At 45.3% G+C, this 21256-nt stretch carries 15 protein-coding genes and 1 tRNA gene; 7 read left to right on the forward strand and 9 right to left on the reverse strand.

Annotated elements, in window-relative coordinates:
- Window positions 1-190: 190 nt before the first annotated feature.
- From ychF to lolB, 7 genes are all read right to left on the reverse strand, one after another.
- Window positions 191-1282: a redox-regulated ATPase YchF gene (gene ychF, locus ACHUFQ_RS08485; protein ID WP_394174709.1), complete on the reverse strand. Its 1092-nt coding sequence runs from the start codon at window positions 1280-1282 to the stop codon at window positions 191-193.
- A gap of 19 nt (window positions 1283-1301) precedes the next feature.
- A complete protein-coding gene (gene pth / locus ACHUFQ_RS08490; protein WP_394174710.1) occupies window positions 1302-1895 on the reverse strand; it encodes an aminoacyl-tRNA hydrolase in 594 nt (197 codons plus the stop codon).
- A 16-nt stretch (window positions 1896-1911) separates the two neighbouring features.
- A complete protein-coding gene (locus ACHUFQ_RS08495; protein ID WP_394174711.1) occupies window positions 1912-2544 on the reverse strand; it encodes a 50S ribosomal protein L25/general stress protein Ctc in 633 nt (210 codons plus the stop codon).
- Between the two features lie 225 nt (window positions 2545-2769).
- Window positions 2770-3717, reverse strand: coding sequence for a ribose-phosphate pyrophosphokinase (locus tag ACHUFQ_RS08500; RefSeq protein ID WP_394174712.1), 948 nt, complete (start codon window positions 3715-3717; stop codon window positions 2770-2772).
- Between the two features lie 137 nt (window positions 3718-3854).
- Window positions 3855-3929 (reverse strand) — tRNA-Gln (locus ACHUFQ_RS08505).
- Between the two features lie 7 nt (window positions 3930-3936).
- Complete coding sequence (gene ispE / locus ACHUFQ_RS08510; protein WP_394174714.1) at window positions 3937-4821, reverse strand: 4-(cytidine 5'-diphospho)-2-C-methyl-D-erythritol kinase; 885 nt, start codon at window positions 4819-4821, stop codon at window positions 3937-3939.
- A 22-nt stretch (window positions 4822-4843) separates the two neighbouring features.
- On the reverse strand, window positions 4844-5515 hold the full coding sequence (lolB, locus tag ACHUFQ_RS08515) for a lipoprotein insertase outer membrane protein LolB (protein WP_394174716.1): 672 nt from the start codon (window positions 5513-5515) through the stop codon (window positions 4844-4846).
- A gap of 198 nt (window positions 5516-5713) precedes the next feature.
- Between lolB and hemA the strand changes: the two genes are divergently transcribed.
- The 3 genes from hemA (at window position 5714) to prmC (ending at window position 9053) form a co-directional block, all read left to right on the forward strand.
- Entirely contained in the window at window positions 5714-6985 is a 1272-nt protein-coding gene (hemA, locus tag ACHUFQ_RS08520; protein ID WP_394174718.1) for a glutamyl-tRNA reductase, read from the forward strand.
- Between the two features lie 26 nt (window positions 6986-7011).
- Complete coding sequence (prfA, locus tag ACHUFQ_RS08525; protein ID WP_394174720.1) at window positions 7012-8100, forward strand: peptide chain release factor 1; 1089 nt, start codon at window positions 7012-7014, stop codon at window positions 8098-8100.
- 107 nt (window positions 8101-8207) lie between these two features.
- Window positions 8208-9053: a peptide chain release factor N(5)-glutamine methyltransferase gene (gene prmC, locus ACHUFQ_RS08530; protein ID WP_394174767.1), complete on the forward strand. Its 846-nt coding sequence runs from the start codon at window positions 8208-8210 to the stop codon at window positions 9051-9053.
- A gap of 52 nt (window positions 9054-9105) precedes the next feature.
- Here prmC and ACHUFQ_RS08535 read toward each other — a convergent pair whose 3' ends face one another.
- On the reverse strand, window positions 9106-9846 hold the full coding sequence (locus ACHUFQ_RS08535; RefSeq protein WP_394174721.1) for a YciK family oxidoreductase: 741 nt from the start codon (window positions 9844-9846) through the stop codon (window positions 9106-9108).
- Between the two features lie 301 nt (window positions 9847-10147).
- On the opposite strand from ACHUFQ_RS08535, the gene ACHUFQ_RS08540 reads away from it, so the two are divergent.
- Window positions 10148-12532 (forward strand): VolA/Pla-1 family phospholipase, encoded by a 2385-nt coding sequence (locus ACHUFQ_RS08540; protein WP_394174723.1) that lies wholly within the window; start codon window positions 10148-10150, stop codon window positions 12530-12532.
- 151 nt (window positions 12533-12683) lie between these two features.
- On the forward strand, window positions 12684-13721 hold the full coding sequence (gene sohB / locus ACHUFQ_RS08545; RefSeq protein ID WP_394174724.1) for a protease SohB: 1038 nt from the start codon (window positions 12684-12686) through the stop codon (window positions 13719-13721).
- A 438-nt stretch (window positions 13722-14159) separates the two neighbouring features.
- Here sohB and ACHUFQ_RS08550 read toward each other — a convergent pair whose 3' ends face one another.
- Window positions 14160-15503 carry a dicarboxylate/amino acid:cation symporter gene (locus ACHUFQ_RS08550; RefSeq protein WP_138318132.1) on the reverse strand — a complete coding sequence of 448 codons (1344 nt, stop codon included), beginning with the start codon at window positions 15501-15503 and terminating at the stop codon, window positions 14160-14162.
- 183 nt (window positions 15504-15686) lie between these two features.
- Between ACHUFQ_RS08550 and ACHUFQ_RS08555 the strand changes: the two genes are divergently transcribed.
- Both ACHUFQ_RS08555 and topA read left to right on the forward strand, forming a co-directional pair.
- On the forward strand, window positions 15687-18092 hold the full coding sequence (locus ACHUFQ_RS08555) for a hypothetical protein (RefSeq protein WP_394174726.1): 2406 nt from the start codon (window positions 15687-15689) through the stop codon (window positions 18090-18092).
- Between the two features lie 478 nt (window positions 18093-18570).
- Window positions 18571-21222 (forward strand): type I DNA topoisomerase, encoded by a 2652-nt coding sequence (gene topA, locus ACHUFQ_RS08560; RefSeq protein ID WP_394174727.1) that lies wholly within the window; start codon window positions 18571-18573, stop codon window positions 21220-21222.
- Window positions 21223-21256: the final 34 nt, after the last annotated feature.

Consider the following 21256-nt stretch of genomic DNA (forward strand, 5'->3'; position numbering starts at 1 on the left):
TTTTAAAGGCATTTATGCTGCGTTACTGATTTTGACAATGGAGCGACCATTCTCTGCAATCAAAGCCTTGCCTAAAAGCCTTTAAATTCTCACTGAGTGAGCAATAATTTAATGTGATTGGTATTATTAAAAACCGTTCAAAACAAAACAACCGGCATCAAGCCGGTTGTTGTCGAGAAGGTTTTATCCGTTAAACGTTGAAACGGAAGTGAACCACATCGCCGTCTTTTACAAGGTAGTCCTTACCTTCCAAACGCCATTTACCGGCTTCTTTTGCACCGGATTCACCATTACACTCAACGAAATCGTCATATCCTACCACTTCGGCACGGATGAAACCTTTTTCAAAGTCAGTATGGATAACACCAGCCGCTTGTGGTGCGGTTGCGTTAACTTTTACGGTCCAGGCGCGAACTTCTTTAACGCCAGCGGTAAAATAGGTTTGCAAGTGCAACAGGCTGTAGCCAGAATTAATAACGCGGTTAAGACCAGGCTCGGTTAAGCCCATCTCTGCCATAAATTCAACGCGATCTTCCTCGTCCATCTCAGCAAGTTCGCCTTCGATTTCCGCGCAGACAGGTACGACAACCGCCCCTTCTTTTTCGGCAATTGCACGCACCTGGTCAAGGTATGGGTTATTTTCAAAGCCATCGTCATTGACATTAGCAATGTACATGGTTGGTTTGGCGGTTAAAAAGTTAAGGTAGGCAACCGCAGCTTTTTCTTCTTTGCTTAAATCCAAAGAGCGGATCATTTCGCCCTGTTCAACATGAGCTAGAATTTTTTCTAAAACCGGGATTTCAAATTTTGCATCTTTATCGCCACCTTTGGCGCGTTTTGCCTGACGCTGGATGGCACGTTCCGCGGTTTCCATATCCGAAAGGGCAAGCTCAGTATTGATAACATCAATATCTTCAACAGGATCCACTTTACCCGAGACATGAACAATATTATCGTTCTCAAAACAACGCACAACGTGACCGATGGCGTCTGTTTCGCGGATGTTAGCCAGGAACTTATTACCCAGACCTTCACCTTTTGACGCGCCCGCAACCAAACCGGCGATGTCAACGAATTCCATCGTGGTAGCAATAACACGTTCTGGATTTACAATCTTTGCCAGTTTATCCAGACGAGGGTCCGGTACCGGAACAACCCCGGTATTTGGTTCTATGGTACAGAACGGAAAGTTTGCGGCTTCGATGCCCGCTTTGGTCAGTGCGTTAAACAGGGTAGATTTGCCAACATTAGGTAATCCAACAATACCGCATTTAAATCCCATGATAAATTCCTGTAGATAATCAGCTTGTCGCTTTGAAAGTGTGAAGTCGGTTTTGGGCTTTTTTAAGATCTTGCTCAAGCCAGATTGAAAAACAACGGCTGGCTTCGTCTATTGCCTGATCGAGCAGACCTTGTTCGGCTTGAGGTGCTTTACCCAATACAAACCCTGTCACCCGGTCTCTGTGTCCCGGATGGCCAATGCCAATCCGCAACCGATAAAAATCTTTATTGTTTGCCATACGCGCGATAATGTCGCGCAGACCATTGTGGCCACCATGTCCGCCACCTTGCTTAATTTTTACCACACCGGGATCGAGATCCAGCTCATCGTGAGCAACCAGAATATCGGCAACCGGAATTTTGAAAAAATTAGCCAGTGCCGCCACAGATTGACCGCTACGATTCATAAATGTGGTTGGGATCAGCAGGTGTACTAATTGATTGGCAATTAAGCCTTTGCCATAAAGGCCAAAGTATTTAGTGTTCGGAGACAGGGTAATATTATGCATGCGGGCGAGTTCTTCTACGAACCAGACACCAGCATTATGGCGAGTCTTGGAGTATTCGGGGCCTGGATTACCCAGGCCCACAACCAATTGAATATTAGTCGTCAAGGAGATTCCTCAGCGATTATTCTTCAGTGGTTTCTTCGCTGCTTGCTTCATCAGCTGCATCGTCATCACTGCCGCTGCCGCCTTTAGGAGCACTAGCTGTAACAACAGCCTGGTCGTGGTCTTCACCTTTTGACAACTCAACAGATGTTACGCCTTTTGGAAGCGCGATGTCTGATAAGTGAATAGTTTGACCAATTTCCAAGTCTTTCACGTCAACTTCGATGAACTCAGGAAGGTTTGCTGGTAAACAGGTTACTTCGATTTCGTTCGCAGAGTGAGTGATAACCGCACCAGTTTTTGCAACTACGTCTTCGTTGATGAAGTGTAGAGGAACATTCGTGTGTAGCTCTTTCTTAGCATCAACACGCAAGAAGTCCATGTGCATGATTTGCGGCTTGAATGGGTGACGTTGCATATCTTTGATTACAACTTCAACCGGGTCTTTGCCGATGTTCAACGTTAATACGTGCGAGTAAAACGCTTCTTCTTCCTGTGCACGGAAAACTTTGTTGTGCGCAAGAGTGATAGATACTGGCTCTTGGCCTGCACCGTAAACGATAGCTGGAACTTTGTTCGCATGACGTAGGCGGCGGCTCGCACCTTTCCCCATGTCAGTACGCACTTCAGCATCTAATGTGAATAAATCCATAGTAATGTACTCAATTTAAAGTAAAATTTAATTATTTTTCGCGACCAAAAAATAATCTCTAACCCTTCCGCAGAAGGGGGCTTTTCAACAAAGGACAGATCCTATTGCTAAAAAGGCGCGGCATGATAACACTTTGTTGAGAAATTTCACACCCTAAAAATAAAAAAGCACGCCGGATGCGTGCTTTTTCTAAAAATATTGAATATCGCCAGTTAAAACCTGAGGTTAGGCTTTAAACATTGCCGAAATAGACTCTTCATTACTCACACGGCGGATGGCTTCAGAAAGCATGCCGGCAAGGCTTAATTGACGAACTTTATCCAGTTTTTGAATTTCAGGTTTCAATGGGATGGAATCGGTAACGATCATTTCATCGATTTCTGAGTTGGCAATGTTTTCGGCAGCATTACCGGAAAGGATAGGGTGAGTTGCATAGGCAAATACACGGCGAGCACCGTGCTCTTTCAGAGCCGCAGCCGCTTTACAAAGTGTACCGCCGGTATCAATCATGTCATCAACAATAATACAATCGCGACCTTCAACGTCACCAATGATATGCATTACCTGAGAAACATTCGCTTTCGGACGACGCTTATCGATAATCGCTAAGTCTGTGTCATCAAGCAGTTTGGCTACGGCGCGTGCACGAACAACACCACCGATATCCGGAGAAACCACAACCGGATTTTCCAAATCTTTATTTAACATGTCTTCTAAAAGAATTGGTGAGCCAAAAACGTTGTCTACCGGAACGTCAAAGAAGCCTTGGATTTGCTCCGCATGCAGGTCAACGGTTAGTACCCGGTCAACACCAACACTGGACAGGAAATCCGCAACAACTTTTGCGGTGATAGGAACACGAGCACTGCGAACGCGACGGTCCTGACGAGCATAACCGAAGTAGGGCATAACCGCGGTAATACGGCCGGCAGAAGCCCGACGTAATGCATCGACCATGACGATCAATTCCATTAGGTTATTGTTAGTTGGTGCACAAGTAGATTGGATAATAAATACGTCCGCGCCACGGACGTTTTCGGTAATTTCAACGCTGATTTCGCCATCACTGAAACTGCCAACTTTTGCATCGCCAATTCCGATATAAAGGCGGTCTGCAATTTTCTTAGCCAGTTCAGGGGTGGCATTACCCGCAAAAATCTTCATGTCAGGCACTGTCTGTTCCTCAGAAACTTAGACATCATTAATGTTAGTACATTAAAACTAAGTTTTAATGTGATATTACACGCAGACAACTTTCTTACGAATATTGCCTGGTGTTGTTATTTGCGAGTTGCATGCAACTCGCAAATTGGCTGGGGTACAAGGATTTGAACCTTGGAATGACGGGATCAAAACCCGCTGCCTTACCGCTTGGCTATACCCCAAATATTCTTAACTCACCCGTTCAAGCTCGGCCAGAACCGGTGATGAATTTACCCCATTGGCGATAAATGAACGCACATCAGGAGGCAGTTTCGACTGTACTTGTCTGGCTTCTTCCAGCGAGGTAAAACTGGAAAAAATACAACCACCTGTACCGGTCAGTCGAGACGGGGCGTATTCTAACAACCAAGCCATTAATTTGGCAACCTCGGGATACAGGTTAGTGACTAATTTTTCACAGTCATTATGGCACGCCTGTAGATCCAGGTGGGCTCTTTGCTGTGTCGTCAGTTTTTTGGTGTGACGAGGCAAATCCGGATGTTGGAATATACTGGCGGTGGATATATGGCACGAAGGCACAGTAATTAAAAATACCGGACAGTCAATGTTGACCGGGGTAATGATTTCCCCGACGCCTTCGGCAAACGCACTGTGACCGTGAACAAAAATCGGCACATCTGCTCCCAGCGCTAAGCCAATGTCGGCCAGATTTTGTCGGCTCAGGCGCAAATCCCAAATTTTATTCAATGCCAGTAGAGTGGTTGCCGCATTCGATGAACCACCGCCTAAGCCACCGCCCATGGGTAACTTCTTTTCCAGCACAATATCCATACCCAGGGGGGCTGAACTATGTGTCAATGCACAGTGCTCTTGAATTGCATTTTTCAACGATAGTGCGGCTCGGTAAATCAGGTTTTCCTGAAGTGGCACCCCTGGTATTTCTGGCGTTAAGGTGATGTTGTTATCGTCACGACGTGTGAATGTGAGCTTGTCGCCGAAATCGAGAAACTGAAAAACGGTTTCCAGCTCATGATAACCATCGGCGCGTTGATTGGTGATGTGCAAAAATCGATTTATTTTTGCCACCGACGAAAAAGAGAGTGATGTATTCATAGATTTTGTTCGCCAGGCTCTATCAATCGAGTTGCCAGTCAGAAATTGCCAGTTTGATCGTGAGCTGGCCATGTTTTAGGGTTAATTTACTGGGCATGTAATGATCATCTACTTTGGTAAATGCCTGGTAATCAATTTGCCACAGTTGATTATCACGCCGTGCCTGAATTCTGGCCGGTAAACCATTTTCCGAATTAAAAAATAATGCATCCTGAGGTTTCGCTTTTGCACCTTTTATCCAGTACGTCAGATCATCTACAGGCAATTGAATACCGGAAATGCCCGCTAATAAAGGCTGTAACTGTTCACCGGTGTAGCGTTTACCATCGATTTTTAATTCATAACCGGAATCAATCGAAGATAGGGTTAACACGTTTACACCAAGAAACGTGGTTAAATTTAGCATCACCTGATCTTGATCGTGACGCCAATAGAGGTTGGCACTTTTGCGTTCAGAGCCTTGCATAAATGCAATTTTGCCTTTTACCAGCCATTCGCTAATTTCTGTCATTTGCTGTTGACGCAGTTTTTGCGCGGCAACGCTTTGCGGTTCGGGGGGCTGACTAAATAGCGCACAGGCACTCAATGTGGTCGAAATTAATGCGGCTTGTAAGATTAAACGCCATTGTTTTAAGCCTGAGATACGTGTTGCAGAGAGCAGGCTCGGGGTTGGACGCGCAATAGGTAGAGTCATAAATTACATTATTACCAAAATAGAATGGCGAATTTGAGTGGCATATATTGCACCACATTTATCAGGGTACTTTCAATCATCCGTTTAATTTCGTAAAATTAGCAACATTGTTTCTTGTTATTATCGATATTGCGTATTGAACGCAGCAAAGATAACAAGATAAGCCTTATTCGACAACCGGACCACAGCTTCTAACCTATGCCCATTTTTGCCGTTGGAATTAATCACAAAACAGCCCCAGTGTCTGTGCGTGAAAAAATAGCATTCAGTCCAGACAATTTAACCAATGCGCTGCAGGAAATGGTTAGTGAGTTGTCCTGCAAAGAAGCCGCGATCCTGTCGACCTGTAATCGAACTGAACTCTATTTCGTGCAAGAGCAACCCGTTAATGAGGTTAAGCAGCAAGTTACGGGTTGGTTAGAGCAATATCATCAGGTGCCTGCGAGTATTATTTCGCCAACCTTATACTGGCATCATGATCAACAAGCGGTGAATCACATGATGCGCGTTGCCTGCGGGCTAGACTCGCTGATCTTGGGCGAACCGCAAATACTCGGACAAATGAAACAAGCCTACAGTCAGGCAAAAGCTGCGGGCTCGATGAAAATCATCATGGAACGGTTGTTCCAACGCACGTTCGGGGTTGCTAAACAAGTCAGAACGGAAACCGAAATTGGTGCCAGTGCCGTGTCTGTGGCGTTTGCGGCTGTAAATTTAGCCAAGCATATTTTTGGTCAGTTAAAACAAACCAAAGTGTTATTGATTGGTGCTGGCGAAACCATTGAGCTGGTTGCTCGTCATTTATATGACAATCAGGTTGGTAAAATCACGGTTGCGAACCGCACCGTAGCGCGCGCTGAACATATGGCCAAGAGCGTCGGTGCCGATGTTATTACGCTGGCGCAGATCCCAGAGCATATAGGCGATGCGGACATTGTCATATCTTCAACCGGCTCGACCTTACCAATTATCGGCAAGGGGATGATTGAAAGCGCGTTATCTCGTCGCCGTCGCCGTCCGATATTTATGGTGGATATCGCTGTTCCAAGGGATATTGAAGAACAGGTTGCGGAACTTGAAGATGTATTTCTTTACACCGTCGATGATCTACAGGGCATCGTTGCGCAAAATCTGGAAAACCGTCGTAAAGCTGCAGAACAGGCGGAAACCATTGTCGGTAGTCAAAGCGATGATTTTATGGCTTGGTTGCGCGGGCTGAATACGCAGGATGCGGTAATCGCTTATCGTCAACAGTGTATGGAACGACGCGATATGTTGTTGGAAAAAGCCAAACAACAACTGGCCAATAGTAAAGATCCTGAACAGGTTATCGCCGAACTTGCCACCAAGTTAACCAATAATCTAATGCATGCGCCAACGCGTGCCATTCAAAATGCCGCGCAGGGTGGCGAACTGGATAAAATTATTTATCTGCACGATGTCTTTGATTTAGATAAAAAAGACTCTTAAAAAACAACATTGCGAATTCAAATTAAATGAAACAATCTGTCTATCAAAAACTGGAAATTCTGGTTGAACGTTTTGAAGAAGTTCAGGCGTTATTATCTGATCCGGATGTCATTTCCGATCAGGAAAAATTTCGCGCGCTTTCCAAAGAATTTTCTCAGCTTGAAGAAGTGACTAAAGTCTTTAACGAGTACAAGCAGGCTCAAGATAATCTGGAAATGTCTCAGGAAATGCTCAAGGATGATGATCCGGATATGCGTGAGATGGCTCAGGAAGAATTCAAAGGCGCAAAAGAGGCGATTGAATCTTTGACCGAGCAACTACAGATTTTATTGCTACCTAAAGATCCAAACGACGACAACAACTGTTTTGTTGAAATTCGTGCCGGTGCCGGTGGTGATGAAGCGGCAATTTTCGCAGGTGATTTGTACCGCATGTATACGCGCTATGCGGAAAAACAAGGCTGGAGTACCGAAGTGCTGAATATGAATGAAGGTGAGCACGGCGGATACAAAGAAGTCATTGTTAAAATCAATGGCGATAGCGTCTATGGTCAGATGAAGTTTGAAAGTGGTGGCCATCGTGTGCAACGAGTGCCGGAAACCGAATCGCAAGGGCGTGTTCACACATCCGCCTGTACCGTTGTGGTGATGCCTGAGATCCCGGAAGCACAAGCCATAGAAATTAACAAAGCTGATTTGAAAGTAGATACTTTCAGGGCATCAGGGGCTGGCGGACAGCACGTTAACAAAACCGATTCCGCTATACGTATAACGCACGTGCCCACAGGCATTGTCGTTGAGTGTCAGGATCAGCGCTCTCAGCATAAAAACCGAGCTCAGGCGATGTCGGTATTGCAAGCCAGGTTGCAGCAGGCTGAAGATGAAAAGCGTCGCAGTGAAGAAGAATCGTCCCGTCGTAACCTAGTAGCTAGTGGTGATCGTTCAGAGCGGATCCGTACTTATAACTATCCGCAAGGCCGGATGACAGATCACCGTATTAACCTGACTTTGTATCGTTTAAATGAAGTGATTGAAGGTAACTTGCAATTGGTTTTAGAACCTATCATGCAGGAAAATCAGGCGGACTTGTTAGCCGCGCTAGCTGAACAAAATTAACTATCGATACGCCTGTGAGCTCATCTGAAAAAACCGCTGCTCAAACCGCTAATGAAAACGGTGTAGAAAACGGTGTAGAAAACGGCGTTAAAACCGATTTTCAATGCTTGTCCATTGCCAAAGTCTTGCAACGGGGGCAGCAGCAATTAGTGGAACATCAGATTGTCGATAGCCCTAAGCTCGATTGCCAACTATTGTTGGCTTTTGTGCTGAATGTTCGCAGCAGTTACTTACTTGCCTGGCCGGAAAAAGAAATTACCGGGCAACAACACAACGATTTCTTGCAGCTGTTAAATCGACGGTCTCAAGGCGAGCCCATTGCTTTTTTACTGGGTAAGCAAGAGTTTTGGTCATTACCCTTTAACGTTTCCCCATGTACATTGATCCCAAGACCCGATACCGAAGTTCTGGTGGAAACCGTCTTGGATGACTACCCGGCATTATCGAATATTCGACTATTGGATTTAGGTACCGGCACTGGCGCTATTGCTTTAGCGCTCGGCCACGAAAAACCCGATTGGCAAATTGACGCCGTTGATTTTAATGATGATGCGGTTGCGCTTGCGAAAAGTAACGCCGAGCAGTTAGAAATCGCAGGGGTAAATATCTATCAAAGCGACTGGTTTGCAAACGTGTCCAAAGCCAGTAAATTTGATGTCATCGTATCCAACCCGCCATATATCGATGAACAGGATCCGCATCTCTCTCAGGGGGATGTGCGCTTTGAGCCAAAATCGGCTCTGGTCGCCGAGGAGCAGGGATTTAAAGATATCCGCGATATTATCGCCACCAGTCGATGCTATTTAAAGCGCGGCGGAATGTTGTATATTGAACATGGATTTGAGCAACACCTGATTATTCAGCAGATATACCAGGAATATGGCTATGGTGATATTGAAACGGTAAAGGATTATAACGACCAGCCACGGATGACGAAGGGACGTTGGCACTAGGTGCCCCTGGGCAATGGCAAGTGCGACGCCATCATTATGGCGTCATCATCATTTACGATTGGGCGTTTATGCGCTGACCGTTAACCCCGATACTGTCATCACACATCAGATAAATATATGCTGGCATAATGGCTTCGGCGCTTGCTATTTTGCTTTTATCTTCCGCGGGAAACGCGGTTTGTCGCATCTTAGTGTCTGTAGCGCCAGGGTTGATCGCATTGGTGCGAAGGCCACTTTTTTCATATTCATCCGCAATCACCTGCATCATGCCCTCGGTGGCAAATTTTGAGATACTGTAAGGTCCCCAATATGCTCGTCCCTGATTACCTACGCCTGATGTGGTAAACAATAATGAGCTATTGTTGGCTTTTTGCAACGCTGGGATCAATGCTTGCGCGAGATAAAATTGCGCATTTAGGTTTACTTGCATAACGTCATCCCAAATCTGCCCGGCGATATTCACAAACGGGGTAAGCTCGCCCAGCATCGACGCATTTAACAGAGCGCCGTCTAATCGAGAAAACTGGTCGGTAATGGTATTCACCATATCTTGATAGTTTTGCGGTGTTGCACCTTTCATGTCCAAAGGGACAATCGCCGGTTCCGGGTAGCCTGCGGCTACGATTTCATCGTAAACCTGTTCCAACTTGGCAACAGTACGACCCAACAAAATGACCGTCGCGCCATACTTTGCATAGTGAATCGATGCCTGCTTACCAATGCCGTCACCCGCACCTGTAACTAAAAGGGTTTTATTGGCTAAACATTGCGCACTCGGTTGATAATCAATCATAAGAATATAGATAAAGGAAACTGATAGAGGTATTCTACCTAGGCTAAGTTTGGCTTTCGAGAATTTATTAATAATTTATATAAGAAAAGCCGGTTTTGCTTTATTTTCTGCAAAAAAACGCTAGATTAGATTGCCATCTTGAGCTAAGTTAGAAAAAACTAACTGGTCTAACTAGTTATATCTGTTCTTAATTTAATAAGAGAAATGACAGAACAGGTACTTTTAAAATAACAATGAACTGTAAAGTGACTTTGTAAAAACAACAAGAAATAAAGACTTTACTGGCTTTTGGGGAGAATACATGAAAAAGCTCTTACTATGTCTGGCGGTTACCAGCGCCTTGGGCCTAAGTGGATGTGATTCTGAATCCATTGATGATGTTGTCAATGAGAATTCTGGCGAGGCTGTTAAACCGATTTCTACGGTAGCTTTCGATCCTTCTAACGGGGTACTTTCTTTCCCCAACAACATCCTGTTTTCCGGAACAACCGATGGCACCTTAAACCTGCCCGTTGTTGACCCAACGAATTTATCGGATCCATTAGTGGCGGCAAACGCACTCGATGGCTGGTCAACCAACCAACCTTTTATTCAGTCCTTTAATTTTGCCGAAGGCGTTGGCCTTGATCCCGTTGCGATATACAGCACCGATGCGGTAAGTTTGTTTGAAGTTGCCGCTGGTGGAGATGCCGAGTGTCCTGATTTTACCCGTGGACTGGCTTGTGCGCCGCGTGCAAAATTAGTATTAGGTGAAGATTTTATCGTCCAGGCTGCCGGTAATGATTTAGCCATCGTACCGCTAAAACCACTTAAAGCGAAGACAACATACGTTTTAGCGTTAACCGATCGCTTAATGGATACGGAAGGCTTGCCAATTGCTCCGTCTTCCACGTATGAATTAATCCGAACCGATATCTCTACACCGCTTGCTGACCCATCGCAATTAGCGTTGCAGGCACAAACCAATAGTTTTGAAAGCATTGCTGAAGGTTTTAATATTAACCGCGATAGCATTATTTATACGGCGGCGTTCACCACTCAGTCGATCGAAGATTCATTATTAGTTACCAAGCAATTGCTCGCGGCTAGCCTTAACCCTGAAACGGCTTTATTCTCGACACCTGTCGTTGGTGTTCAAAATACGGGCATTAACGCTGCGCAAGCTCTTGGCTTAACGGGTGACCCGCAATTAGGTGCTCTTTACGCTAGCGCAAAAATATATGCCGGCCAAATAAATGTACCTTATTATTTGGGCGTTCCAGTCAGAGATGAAGACGGCAATATTGTTGACCCAACACCAGCTATTACCGAACCGTGGACCGCCATGTGCGATTCAGGCGCTGTTTTAGCCGCCATTGACCCATCAATATTGCCTGCAGAACCGCAGTCTTTGTCGGATGGTGCCTGTATGCAGTTTGGTTTACGTGATTTACCTCAACTTGGATTAGATACAGAGCGTAATATCACCAAATTCAATCCCATTCCTAAGATGAAAGAAGTTCAGGCGGTTGACGTGCAGATGACCGTACCTGATGTGGCGAGTGCGAATGCGGTTCGTCCGGCACTAGGTATGTTGCCTGATTTGGTTGAGCCTGATAACGGTTGGCCTGTGGTTATTTTGCAACATGGTGTTACAGGTAATAAAGAGCAAATGTTAGCAATTAGTGGGGTATTGTCTGCTGCCGGTTTCGCAACCGTAGCCATTGATCACCCACTGCATTCGAGCCGGGGCTATGGTCCAATCGATGCGTCGGTGAATCCATTTGCCTATTTGAATATTGCTAACCTGTTAAACTCTCGCGATAACTTACGTCAAAGTACGGCGGATTTGTTAGCGCTTCGCTTAGGTTTGAATTTTACCCAAGGTGCGAACATCGATGCGTCACAAACCTATTTCCTAGGTGCGTCGCTTGGTGCAATTACCGGTGTTAACTTTGTTGCATTGAGTAACACTAGCGTAATGACCGGTAGTGCTCAGCAGGACGCGGTGTTAAATGCGATGTTTGACGTGAAAGCCAGTACGTTATCGACACCAGGTGGTGCGATTCCTAATTTCCTGGTGACCTCACCATCGTTTGAAAACCTGATCAAAGCAAATCTAGCTTATTCGAGCTCTGAAGAGTTTCAACAATATGCTAATCAAGTGTTAGGCGCCGGAGCTGCAGATCCACAGCAGTTAGCTGCTATCTGGGATGATTTCCTTGGGTTATTGACACCTGCACAGTTGGGGGCTCTTAATAGCACGTTTGCACAGTTTACTTTCGCCGCGCAGTCTATTCTTGATGCGGGTGACCCTCTGAACTATGCACCTATGCTAGTTGCCAACGGTGCGCCAATCCATGTACTTGAAGTTGTAGGTAATGGTATGGATAACCTGCCGGATCAGGTCATCCCGAATACGGTTGCCGATCATCCAATTTCTGGTTCAACGCCGTTAATTGATAATCTAATGCTAAATGTTGTGAAATCTACAACGGCATCAACTGATGGTATGCCTATCTCAGGTGCGGTTAAGTTTGTTAATGGTCATCATGGCTCAATCTTATCTCCGTTCCCGACGGCGGGTTCACCAGATGCAGCATTGAGTGCACGTACGACACAGGAAATGCAAAACCAGGTGGTAACATACTTCCTGACCGGTGGTACGGTTATCCCGGTGACGGATACTGAAGTTGTTCTGCAGTAATATTTGCTTGCAATAATTGCGTGAAAAGGAGGCTAAGCCTCCTTTTTTGTATTCAATGTTTTGTCATAATGAGATAACATCAAAACATCAATCAGTATCTGTTTTTTAATTTTACTTTTAATTTAACCATTGAATCCCCAGGAGAAAGAAATTGGAATTTCTTTACGAGTATGGCTTGTTCTTCGCCAAGGTCATTACCTTTGTTATCGCGATTATTGCGATTATTGCAACTGCCGCAGGCGTTGCACAAAAACAAAAAGGACGAAAAGGCGAGCTTGAATTAACCGATCTGACTCAGCAATTTAAAGACGTTGAAGAAGAATTAGCGACCCACCTGCTGGATAAAGATGCGCTTAAAGCTCGTCATAAGGAGCAGAAAAAGCAGGAAAAGGCTCAGCAAAAAGCCAAGAAAGACGATAACGCTGAGTCAGAAAGTAAACATCGCCTATTCGTATTGGATTTTAAAGGCAGTATCGATGCCCGTGAAGTCGAAGGGTTAAGAGAAGAAGTCAGCGCTGTGTTATCGGTTGCAAACGAGCAGGATGAAGTTCTGGTACGTTTAGAAAGCGGAGGGGGAATGGTGCATGGCTATGGTTTAGCATCGTCGCAGCTGGATCGTATCCGTCAAAACAATATCCCATTAACCGTTTCCGTCGATAAAGTCGCCGCTAGTGGTGGTTATATGATGGCCTGTGTTGCCGATAAAATTATCAGCGCACCGTTTGCTATTTTAGGATCCATTGGTGTGCTTGCCCAAGTACCAAACTTTAATAAGTTATTGAAAAAAAATGATATTGAGTTTGAGCAACTGACCGCAGGCGAATACAAACGTACCCTTACCATGTTTGGTGAAAATACCGATAAAGGCCGGGCTAAGTTTGTTGAAGAATTGGAAGAAACTCACGATTTATTCAAGCACTTTGTGGCCGAGCATCGTCCATCTCTGGATATCGATAAGGTTGCCACTGGTGAGCATTGGTTTGGCTTAAAAGCAAAAGAACTGGGGTTGGTCGATACGATTCAAACCAGTGATGATTACTTAATGGCGTGTGCGAAAGATAGATCAGTACTGGCCGTTAAATATTCAATGAAAAAAGGGCTGGCCGAAAAACTGGGTAAAGCGGCATCTTTATCCATTGAAAATGTAGTCCTAAAGCTGTGGCAAAATAATCGTATTTTTCCAAGCTAAGGCTTAGCTAGGCATTTTACACGATGAAAATACCGGCTTTGGCCGGTATTTTTGTATCTTCTGCACCTAAGTAAAGCCATGTATAGCGCGACTATGGCGCCATACGTTTTCTATCAATGTGGTTTTCATTAGGAGATTTCCATTAGTCTGTATTTGCATCTGGTATTACCCAATCGCTTTGCAGTATTACCGAGCGTCATCGAGCGTCATCGAGCGTCTTATAGCGGCGATATGTGTATCGGAGACTTTGTGGTTCAAGGTAGTTGTAACGACAATATGCTGTTGAGTGCTTAACCGGAAATTGCCGTAGGGTTTAACCCAAGGTACGCGCATGGATGAAGGTCTATCTGAGCAATAGATGAGAGGCTTGTAAAACGAAAAAAGCCCGTAGCGATTACCGCTACGGGCTTTTTCTATTTATTGATTAATTGTATCTGACTACTTATCTTTGAGATGATGAAAATCGACTTTATCATCCGTTGCTTTGATGTCTGTGTGAAAGACTTCTTCGTTAAATTGTCCTTCGGTTTTTCCAACGATAACCGTTACCATAGAGTCACCGGTAACATTGACCGCGGTTCGTGCCATATCCAATAAACGGTCAATACCAATAATTAACGCGATTCCTTCCACCGGCAACCCAACTTGGGCCAGAACCATAGCTAGCATGATCATGCCAACACCGGGGACGCCGGCAGTACCAATTGAGGCGAGTGTTGCGGTAAGAATTACCATCAAAAAGTCAGTGATGGATAAATCGATATTAAATACCTGAGCGATGAACACGGTAGCAACACCTTGCATAATCGCGGTGCCATCCATATTCAATGTGGCGCCTAACGGTACGGTAAATGAAGCGATGGAGTTATCGACACCCATTTTCTTGGTCGTGGTGTTTAATGTCGATGGAATCGTCGCATTTGAGCTTGAGGTGCTAAATGCAAAGAGCGCTGTCGTTTCCATTTTCTTTAAGAACGTAATAGGGTTCAGGCCTGTTAACGTTTTCAATAGTAGCGGGTAGGTTACTAAACCGTGAATCGCTAAAACACCCAGTACAACCAGGAAGTATTGAGCCAACGACCAGATGGCACCTAAATCCAGATCGGTGAATAGTTTCACCATTAAACAGAACACACCATAAGGAGCTAGATTCATCAGAATAATCACCAGTCGCATAATGACCTCATTCATATCCTGAAAAAGGTTAGCGATGCGTTGTCCAGCATCCCCGGCCAAAGCCACCGAAATACCAAACAGCACAGCAAACACGATGATTTGCAGCATATTGCCTTTGGCAAACGCGTCAAATGGATTGCTAGGGAACATGTTAATAATGACTTGCGCCAGAGACGGTGCTTCTTTTGCAGCATAGGTGGCTTCTGCGGTCATATTAATGCCTTCACCGGGTGCTATCAAAAGGGCAGCAATAATGGCAAGAGATATCGCGATAGCAGTGGTCACTAAATACAGGCCCACGGCTTTGCCACCGATTCTTCCCAGTTTCGACGTGTCATTCAGAGACGTTGTACCGCAAACTAATGATACAAAGACTAAAGGAACAACCAGCATCTTTAAACTGGTAATAAATATCTGACCACCGACGTGGAAGATGCCATCAACGAAGAAGCCTCTGATAGCAAAATCGAACAATCCTAGTGGAATGAGGAGTTCCCCATTTTCACCGAAGCTTAGAATTAACTTGAAAATAAAGCCGAGCGCGATACCGGCACCCATACCTACTACGATGCGAGTCGTTAGGCTTTGTGCAAACTGTTTATCCATAAAATTGTCTGTTTATTAGGCATTGCGCCTGTTTCTAGTTAGTGTCCGCTATTGTTAACCATTTGTCAGAATACCGCCACCGAAATTTTTCTCTTTGAATATGTAATCAAGTGTAACGCTTTGGTAAATTATCGGTTAATATGGTCGTCGCTAATAAAAATATGCTCAGGGAGTGCGCTTTAAATGAAGCTGTTTCATAAACTTTTTTTCCTCTTGTCTATCACTCTATTGACCGCCTGTGGTGGTGAATCCTTAGGTGATGGCGAGTCTACAAATGGTAATGTGGAAAGTGGGTCAGGACCCGTAACCACGCCGCAGGGCAATACCACAGTAACTATAGATATTGATAATAACTATATCACTGCGGCTACCCCAGCCTTAGTCACCGCGACTGTCACAACAGACGGTGATGCGGTTGCCGGTATCGTTGTCACATTTTCCGCTGACCTTGGTCGTTTTGACGTTGAGTCAGGCACGGCATTGACCAATGATAACGGGGTAGCGACGATTGGATTGACAGCAGGTGCTACCGGCGGTGCTTCCACGGTCGTAGCAAGTATCGATAGTGGCGAAAGCGCTGCTGTGGGTTTTGAAACAGCAGGTGATCAGGTTTCACAAATCGTAGTTGATTTAAGCATGTTGGATGCGAATACCGGTGTGGAAACATCGGTAATCAATGCGACGAATCCAGGCAAGCTTGTGGCCACCGTTATTGGTGTGTCTGAGCCAGTGATTGTGACATTTTCTTCGAATATTGGTGAAATTCCAATCCCAACCGCGATCACTGATGAAAATAATCAGGCGATCGTTGATATCTACGCCGGCAATGACTTAGGCGCAGGCACTGTTACCGCATCTTTGCCAGATGGTTCTTCTGGCGAACAATTGATTGTTGTGGGCGCTACAGAATTAATTATGGGAAGTGGCTCGCCATTTGTTGAAGGCGTTGCTCAATTGAGCTTAGAACAAATTTCTGCAGGTGGCACAACCGTAGTAAGTGTTGATATCGTCGATGCAGACGGCGTTCCTTATACTTTGCCGGTAGATGTTCAATTTACGTCAAACTGTGTAAACAATGGCCTGGCAACCATGACGTCACCTGTGACTACATCAAATGGTAAAGCAAGCAGCACATACCTGGCAAAAGGTTGCGTTAATGACGACCCTATTACGGTTTCGGCAAATGCCGGTGGCGTAAATCTTGTCGCGTCTGCAACGGTTAACGTATTAGCTGCGGATGCTGGTAGCCTGGAGTTTGTCAGTGCAACGCCTGAGAATATTTCGTTGCAAGGTGTTGGTGGTCAGGAAAGCTCTACCGTTATTTTCCGTGTACTGGATACTAATGGTAATCCTGTGAGCAACTCTCGGATAAATTTCAGTCTGAATACTGATGTGGGCGGCATTACCCTGGATCCAATATTTGCCACAACCAATGGCAGTGGTGAAGTACAAACCGTGGTTAATTCTGGTTCTGTAGCTACGACAGTTCGGGTAACGGCATCTATCGATGGTAGTACGCCATCGATTTCATCTCAATCGAGCTTACTGGTGGTGTCAACCGGTATTCCTGATCAAGATAGTTTCAGTCTATCTGCTGATATCCTGAACCCTGAAGGGTGGACTATTGATGGTACCGAAGTTATGGTTACAGCGCGTTTAGCTGACGCTTTTAACAACCCGGTACCGGATGGCACGGCAGTTTCTTTCACTGCGGAAGGCGGTTCAATTCAACCTTCCTGTGTCACCGTTGACGGTAAATGTTCTGTGGTTTGGGTAAGTCAATATCCTCGTCCAGAGGGCCTTGAGCTCAGCGAAAAGGGAGGAATTCCATCGTTAACGCCTTATGAGCAAAAGTACGGAGGTCGGGCGACTATCGTAGCAACCGCGATTGGTGAAGAATCTTTCCCGGATGCAAATGGTAACGGCCGATTTGATGACAGTGAAGTAACGGCATTTATGGGAACTGATGTTAGTGGTGCCGCCTATGATCTGGATGAAGCTTTTGTCGATCACAATGAAGATGGTGTGTATAACCCACAACAAGGCGGCTTAGAAATCGGTGGTGAAAACGAAGAATTCATCGATTTTAACGGTGGTGGAAACTTTGATAAAGCGGATGGTTTATACAATGGTAGTTTATGTTCCGTGCCAGCGCATGCTGGGTGTAATTCTCAAGACAAATCGCTAAATGTGCGCCGTGACCTGGTGTTAGTGATGTCAGGAAGTACTGCATACCACCATGTAACGCAAACTCTTGATTCCGTGGACCCAAGTGACGCAGATTACGATGAAAACGATAACCGCGTTGTTGTAGTAGGGGAAAGCAGTGGTGCAGCGAGCATGATCATAGCCGACCTTCATAACCAACCAATGCCTGCAGGTACGGTGGTGAAATTTACCGCGACAGTAGGTAGTATCGTTGGCCCAGACTCATTTGTTTGGCCAAGTAACAATAAAAATGGAGGCCGCGAAATAACTGTGGCTATCAAAGGTGAAAAAGAAACTAAGTCAGGCAGTCTGATTGTCGAAGTGACAACGCCAGCCGGACTGACAACAACAATCTCGCCAATTACGATTGTGGTTAAATAAACTGCCATCCATAAGAAGCCACCGAGAGGTGGCTTTTTTTATCCTGATATTTGATCAAAACGCACGAATAATCGTCAATTAACAGGAATTTATCATTTTTTCTTTAACTTATGGTTAGTGTTTGATTATTATCAGGCAAATTGGCTTTATTTCATTTAATACATATAACAAGTTCCTTGACGTTTCGCGGGTCGGATTGAAGCAGATTGTCTGTGGATTTTGAGGCTGCATATAAGCCCTGAATTTATCATGTCTTGCTGATCTTGAAAAAATATTTGCTTGTCAGTGGCAAAAATTACATATATACCTAATAGCAATTCGCAATTTGAAAAAAGTTTTTAACGTTGAAACAATATATTAGGACACCAACCCTTTAAAAGACGGTTAAGTGATCCCATATAGGCGTTATTCAATACATACAGCAGGCAGTAAAAAAACTGCACATTACCTTAGCCTGTGGACAGGAAAGTAACAATTTATGGCAAAGTCTCTGGTCATAGTCGAGTCACCAGCGAAAGCAAAGACGATCAACAAATATCTGGGTAAGGATTTCATTGTAAAATCCAGTGTCGGCCACGTGCGCGATTTACCTACCAGTGGTAGCGGTAAAAAAGCACCCACCAAATCTCCGGCGGAAGTACGTCAGATGTCACCGGAGCAAAAAGCCAAATATAAAGCTAAGCGTGATAAAGTCGCCTTGTTTAATCGCATGGGGATCAATCCCGAGCAAGATTGGGCGGCAAAATATGAGGTTCTGCCGGGAAAAGAAAAAGTTGTTAACGAGTTAAAAACACTCGCAGATAAAGCCGATTTGGTTTATCTCGCAACGGATTTGGACCGCGAGGGAGAAGCGATTGCGTGGCATTTGAAAGAGATCATTGGTGGCGATGACGACAAATTCCGTCGCGTAGTCTTCAATGAAATCACCCAATCTGCAATCCAGGAAGCCTTTAAGCAACCTGGTGAGTTAAATATGAGCGGCGTAAATGCGCAACAGGCACGTCGTTTTCTTGATCGTGTGGTTGGCTTTATGGTCAGCCCATTGCTTTGGAAAAAAATCGCTCGTGGGCTATCAGCGGGTCGGGTTCAATCGGTAGCGGTTAAACTTGTGGTTGAGCGAGAACGCGAAATCAAGGCGTTTGTACCGGAAGAGTTCTGGGAAATTCATGCGGATACATTAACCGAAGATAAACAGGCGCTACAATTACAGGTTACTCATCAGGATGGAAAGGCCTTTAAACCGGTCAATGAAGCTCAGACTAACGCTGCATTAAGTGTATTGCAGAATGCCAGCTATCAGGTTAGCAAGCGCGAAGATAAGCCTTCTAAGAGCTCTCCGTCGGCACCATTTATTACCTCGACGTTGCAACAGGCCGCAAGTACCCGCTTAGGGTTTGGGGTAAAACGTACCATGGGGTTAGCTCAACGCCTCTATGAAGCGGGTCACATTACCTATATGCGTACCGATTCTACCAATCTGTCAAAAGACGCGGTAGAAAGCTGCCGTGATTATATCACCGACAATTTTGGCGCGAACTATTTACCAGAAAAAGCGAAAACCTATGGCGCAAAAGCCAACGCTCAGGAAGCGCACGAAGCGATCCGTCCATCGAATGTTAAAGTCGAATCGGCATTCTTAAATGATATGGAAGCGGATGCGCGCAGACTATATGACTTAATCTGGCGTCAGTTTGTTGCCTGTCAAATGACCGCCGCCCGTTATGATGTGTCAACCTTGACAATTTCGGCCGCGAATTTTGATTTGAAAGCCAAAGGCCGGGTCATGCGCTTTGATGGTTGGACAAAGGTGCATGCACATTTATCTAAAGGTGATAAAGATACACACCTACCGGATCTTCAGGTGGGTGCTCCGATCACCATGGAAAAACTGGAACCGAGTCAACATTTTACCAAGCCGCCAGCACGATTTGGTGAAGCGTCTTTGGTTAAAGAGCTGGAAAAACGTAGCATAGGTCGCCCATCGACTTATGCGTCAATTATTTCGACCATTCAGGATCGCGGATACGTGCGTCTGGAAGGCAAGCGTTTCCATGCTGAAAAAATGGGTGAAATCGTTACAGATAGCTTGTCCGGCAGCTTTGAAGATCTGATGAGTTATGACTTTACCGCAAAAATGGAAGATAAGCTTGATGATATCGCCCGTGATAAGGCCTATTGGAAACAGGTGTTATCGGAGTTTTATGAAAACTTTACCGAGCAATTAGGCGAGGCAGATAAAGGCGTCGAAGACGGCGGCATGCAGCCGAATGAGCCAGTACTGACCGATATCGATTGCCCTAATTGTGGACGCAAAATGGCGATTCGCACAGCATCCACGGGTGTGTTCTTAGGGTGTAGCGGTTACAACCTGCCACCGAAAGAGCGTTGTACACAAACCATGAATCTCACCCCAGGTGATGAAGCCGAAAGTGTCATTGGCGAAGATCGTGAAACCGAAGCGCTCATGGCGATGCGCCGTTGTCAGAAGTGCGGCACCGCCATGGACAGCTATCTCATCGACGAAACACGCAAACTACACGTGTGCGGTAACAATCCGACCTGTGATGGCGTTGAGCTGGAAAAAGGTGAATTCAAGATCAAAGGCTATGATGGCCCTGTGCTTGAGTGTGATCGTTGCGGCTCTGACATGCAGCTAAAATCGGGGCGTTTTGGCAAGTACTTTGATTGTACTAATGCCGATTGTAAAAATACCCGTAAACTTTTGAAAAGCGGCGAAGCTGCGCCACCGAAAGAAGATCCTGTGGATTTACCAGAGCTACGCTGTGAAAAATCGGATGCTTTCTTTAAATTACGTGATGGCGCCGCAGGAATCTTCCTGGCTGCCAGTACCTTCCCGAAATCTCGGGAAACCCGGGCGCCCTTAGTTAGTGAGTTGCATCGTTTCAGAGACAGGATTTCTTCAAAATTCTATTATCTTGCCGATGCGCCGCAACAGGATCCTGAGGGTAATCCGTCCATCGTTCGTTTCTCGCGTAAGACCAAAGAGCAATACGTGATGACTGAAGTCGATGGTAAAGCAACGGGTTGGGTAGCGAAGTTTATTGATGGTAAATGGGTCGAAGAACAAACCAAGAAAAAGCCAGCGAAGAAAGCTGCGAAGAAAAAATAGACTTCACTGCATTTTATTGCTTTTAAAAATACCG

Source organism: Thalassotalea litorea (genome assembly GCF_043642205.1).
In the GTDB taxonomy this organism is placed as follows: Bacteria; Pseudomonadota; Gammaproteobacteria; order Enterobacterales; family Alteromonadaceae; genus Thalassotalea_A; species Thalassotalea_A litorea.

Coding starts and splice junctions, on each gene's coding strand:
- ychF (WP_394174709.1), bottom strand. CDS start 1,282: ATGGGATTTAAATGCGGTATTGTTGGATTACCTAATGTTGGCAAATCT.
- ACHUFQ_RS08495 (WP_394174711.1), bottom strand. CDS start 2,544: ATGGATTTATTCACATTAGATGCTGAAGTGCGTACTGACATGGGGAAA.
- ispE (WP_394174714.1), bottom strand. CDS start 4,821: ATGAATACATCACTCTCTTTTTCGTCGGTGGCAAAAATAAATCGATTT.
- lolB (WP_394174716.1), bottom strand. CDS start 5,515: ATGACTCTACCTATTGCGCGTCCAACCCCGAGCCTGCTCTCTGCAACA.
- hemA (WP_394174718.1), top strand. CDS start 5,714: ATGCCCATTTTTGCCGTTGGAATTAATCACAAAACAGCCCCAGTGTCT.
- prfA (WP_394174720.1), top strand. CDS start 7,012: ATGAAACAATCTGTCTATCAAAAACTGGAAATTCTGGTTGAACGTTTT.
- ACHUFQ_RS08535 (WP_394174721.1), bottom strand. CDS start 9,846: ATGATTGATTATCAACCGAGTGCGCAATGTTTAGCCAATAAAACCCTT.
- ACHUFQ_RS08540 (WP_394174723.1), top strand. CDS start 10,148: ATGAAAAAGCTCTTACTATGTCTGGCGGTTACCAGCGCCTTGGGCCTA.
- ACHUFQ_RS08550 (WP_138318132.1), bottom strand. CDS start 15,503: ATGGATAAACAGTTTGCACAAAGCCTAACGACTCGCATCGTAGTAGGT.
- ACHUFQ_RS08555 (WP_394174726.1), top strand. CDS start 15,687: ATGAAGCTGTTTCATAAACTTTTTTTCCTCTTGTCTATCACTCTATTG.
- topA (WP_394174727.1), top strand. CDS start 18,571: ATGGCAAAGTCTCTGGTCATAGTCGAGTCACCAGCGAAAGCAAAGACG.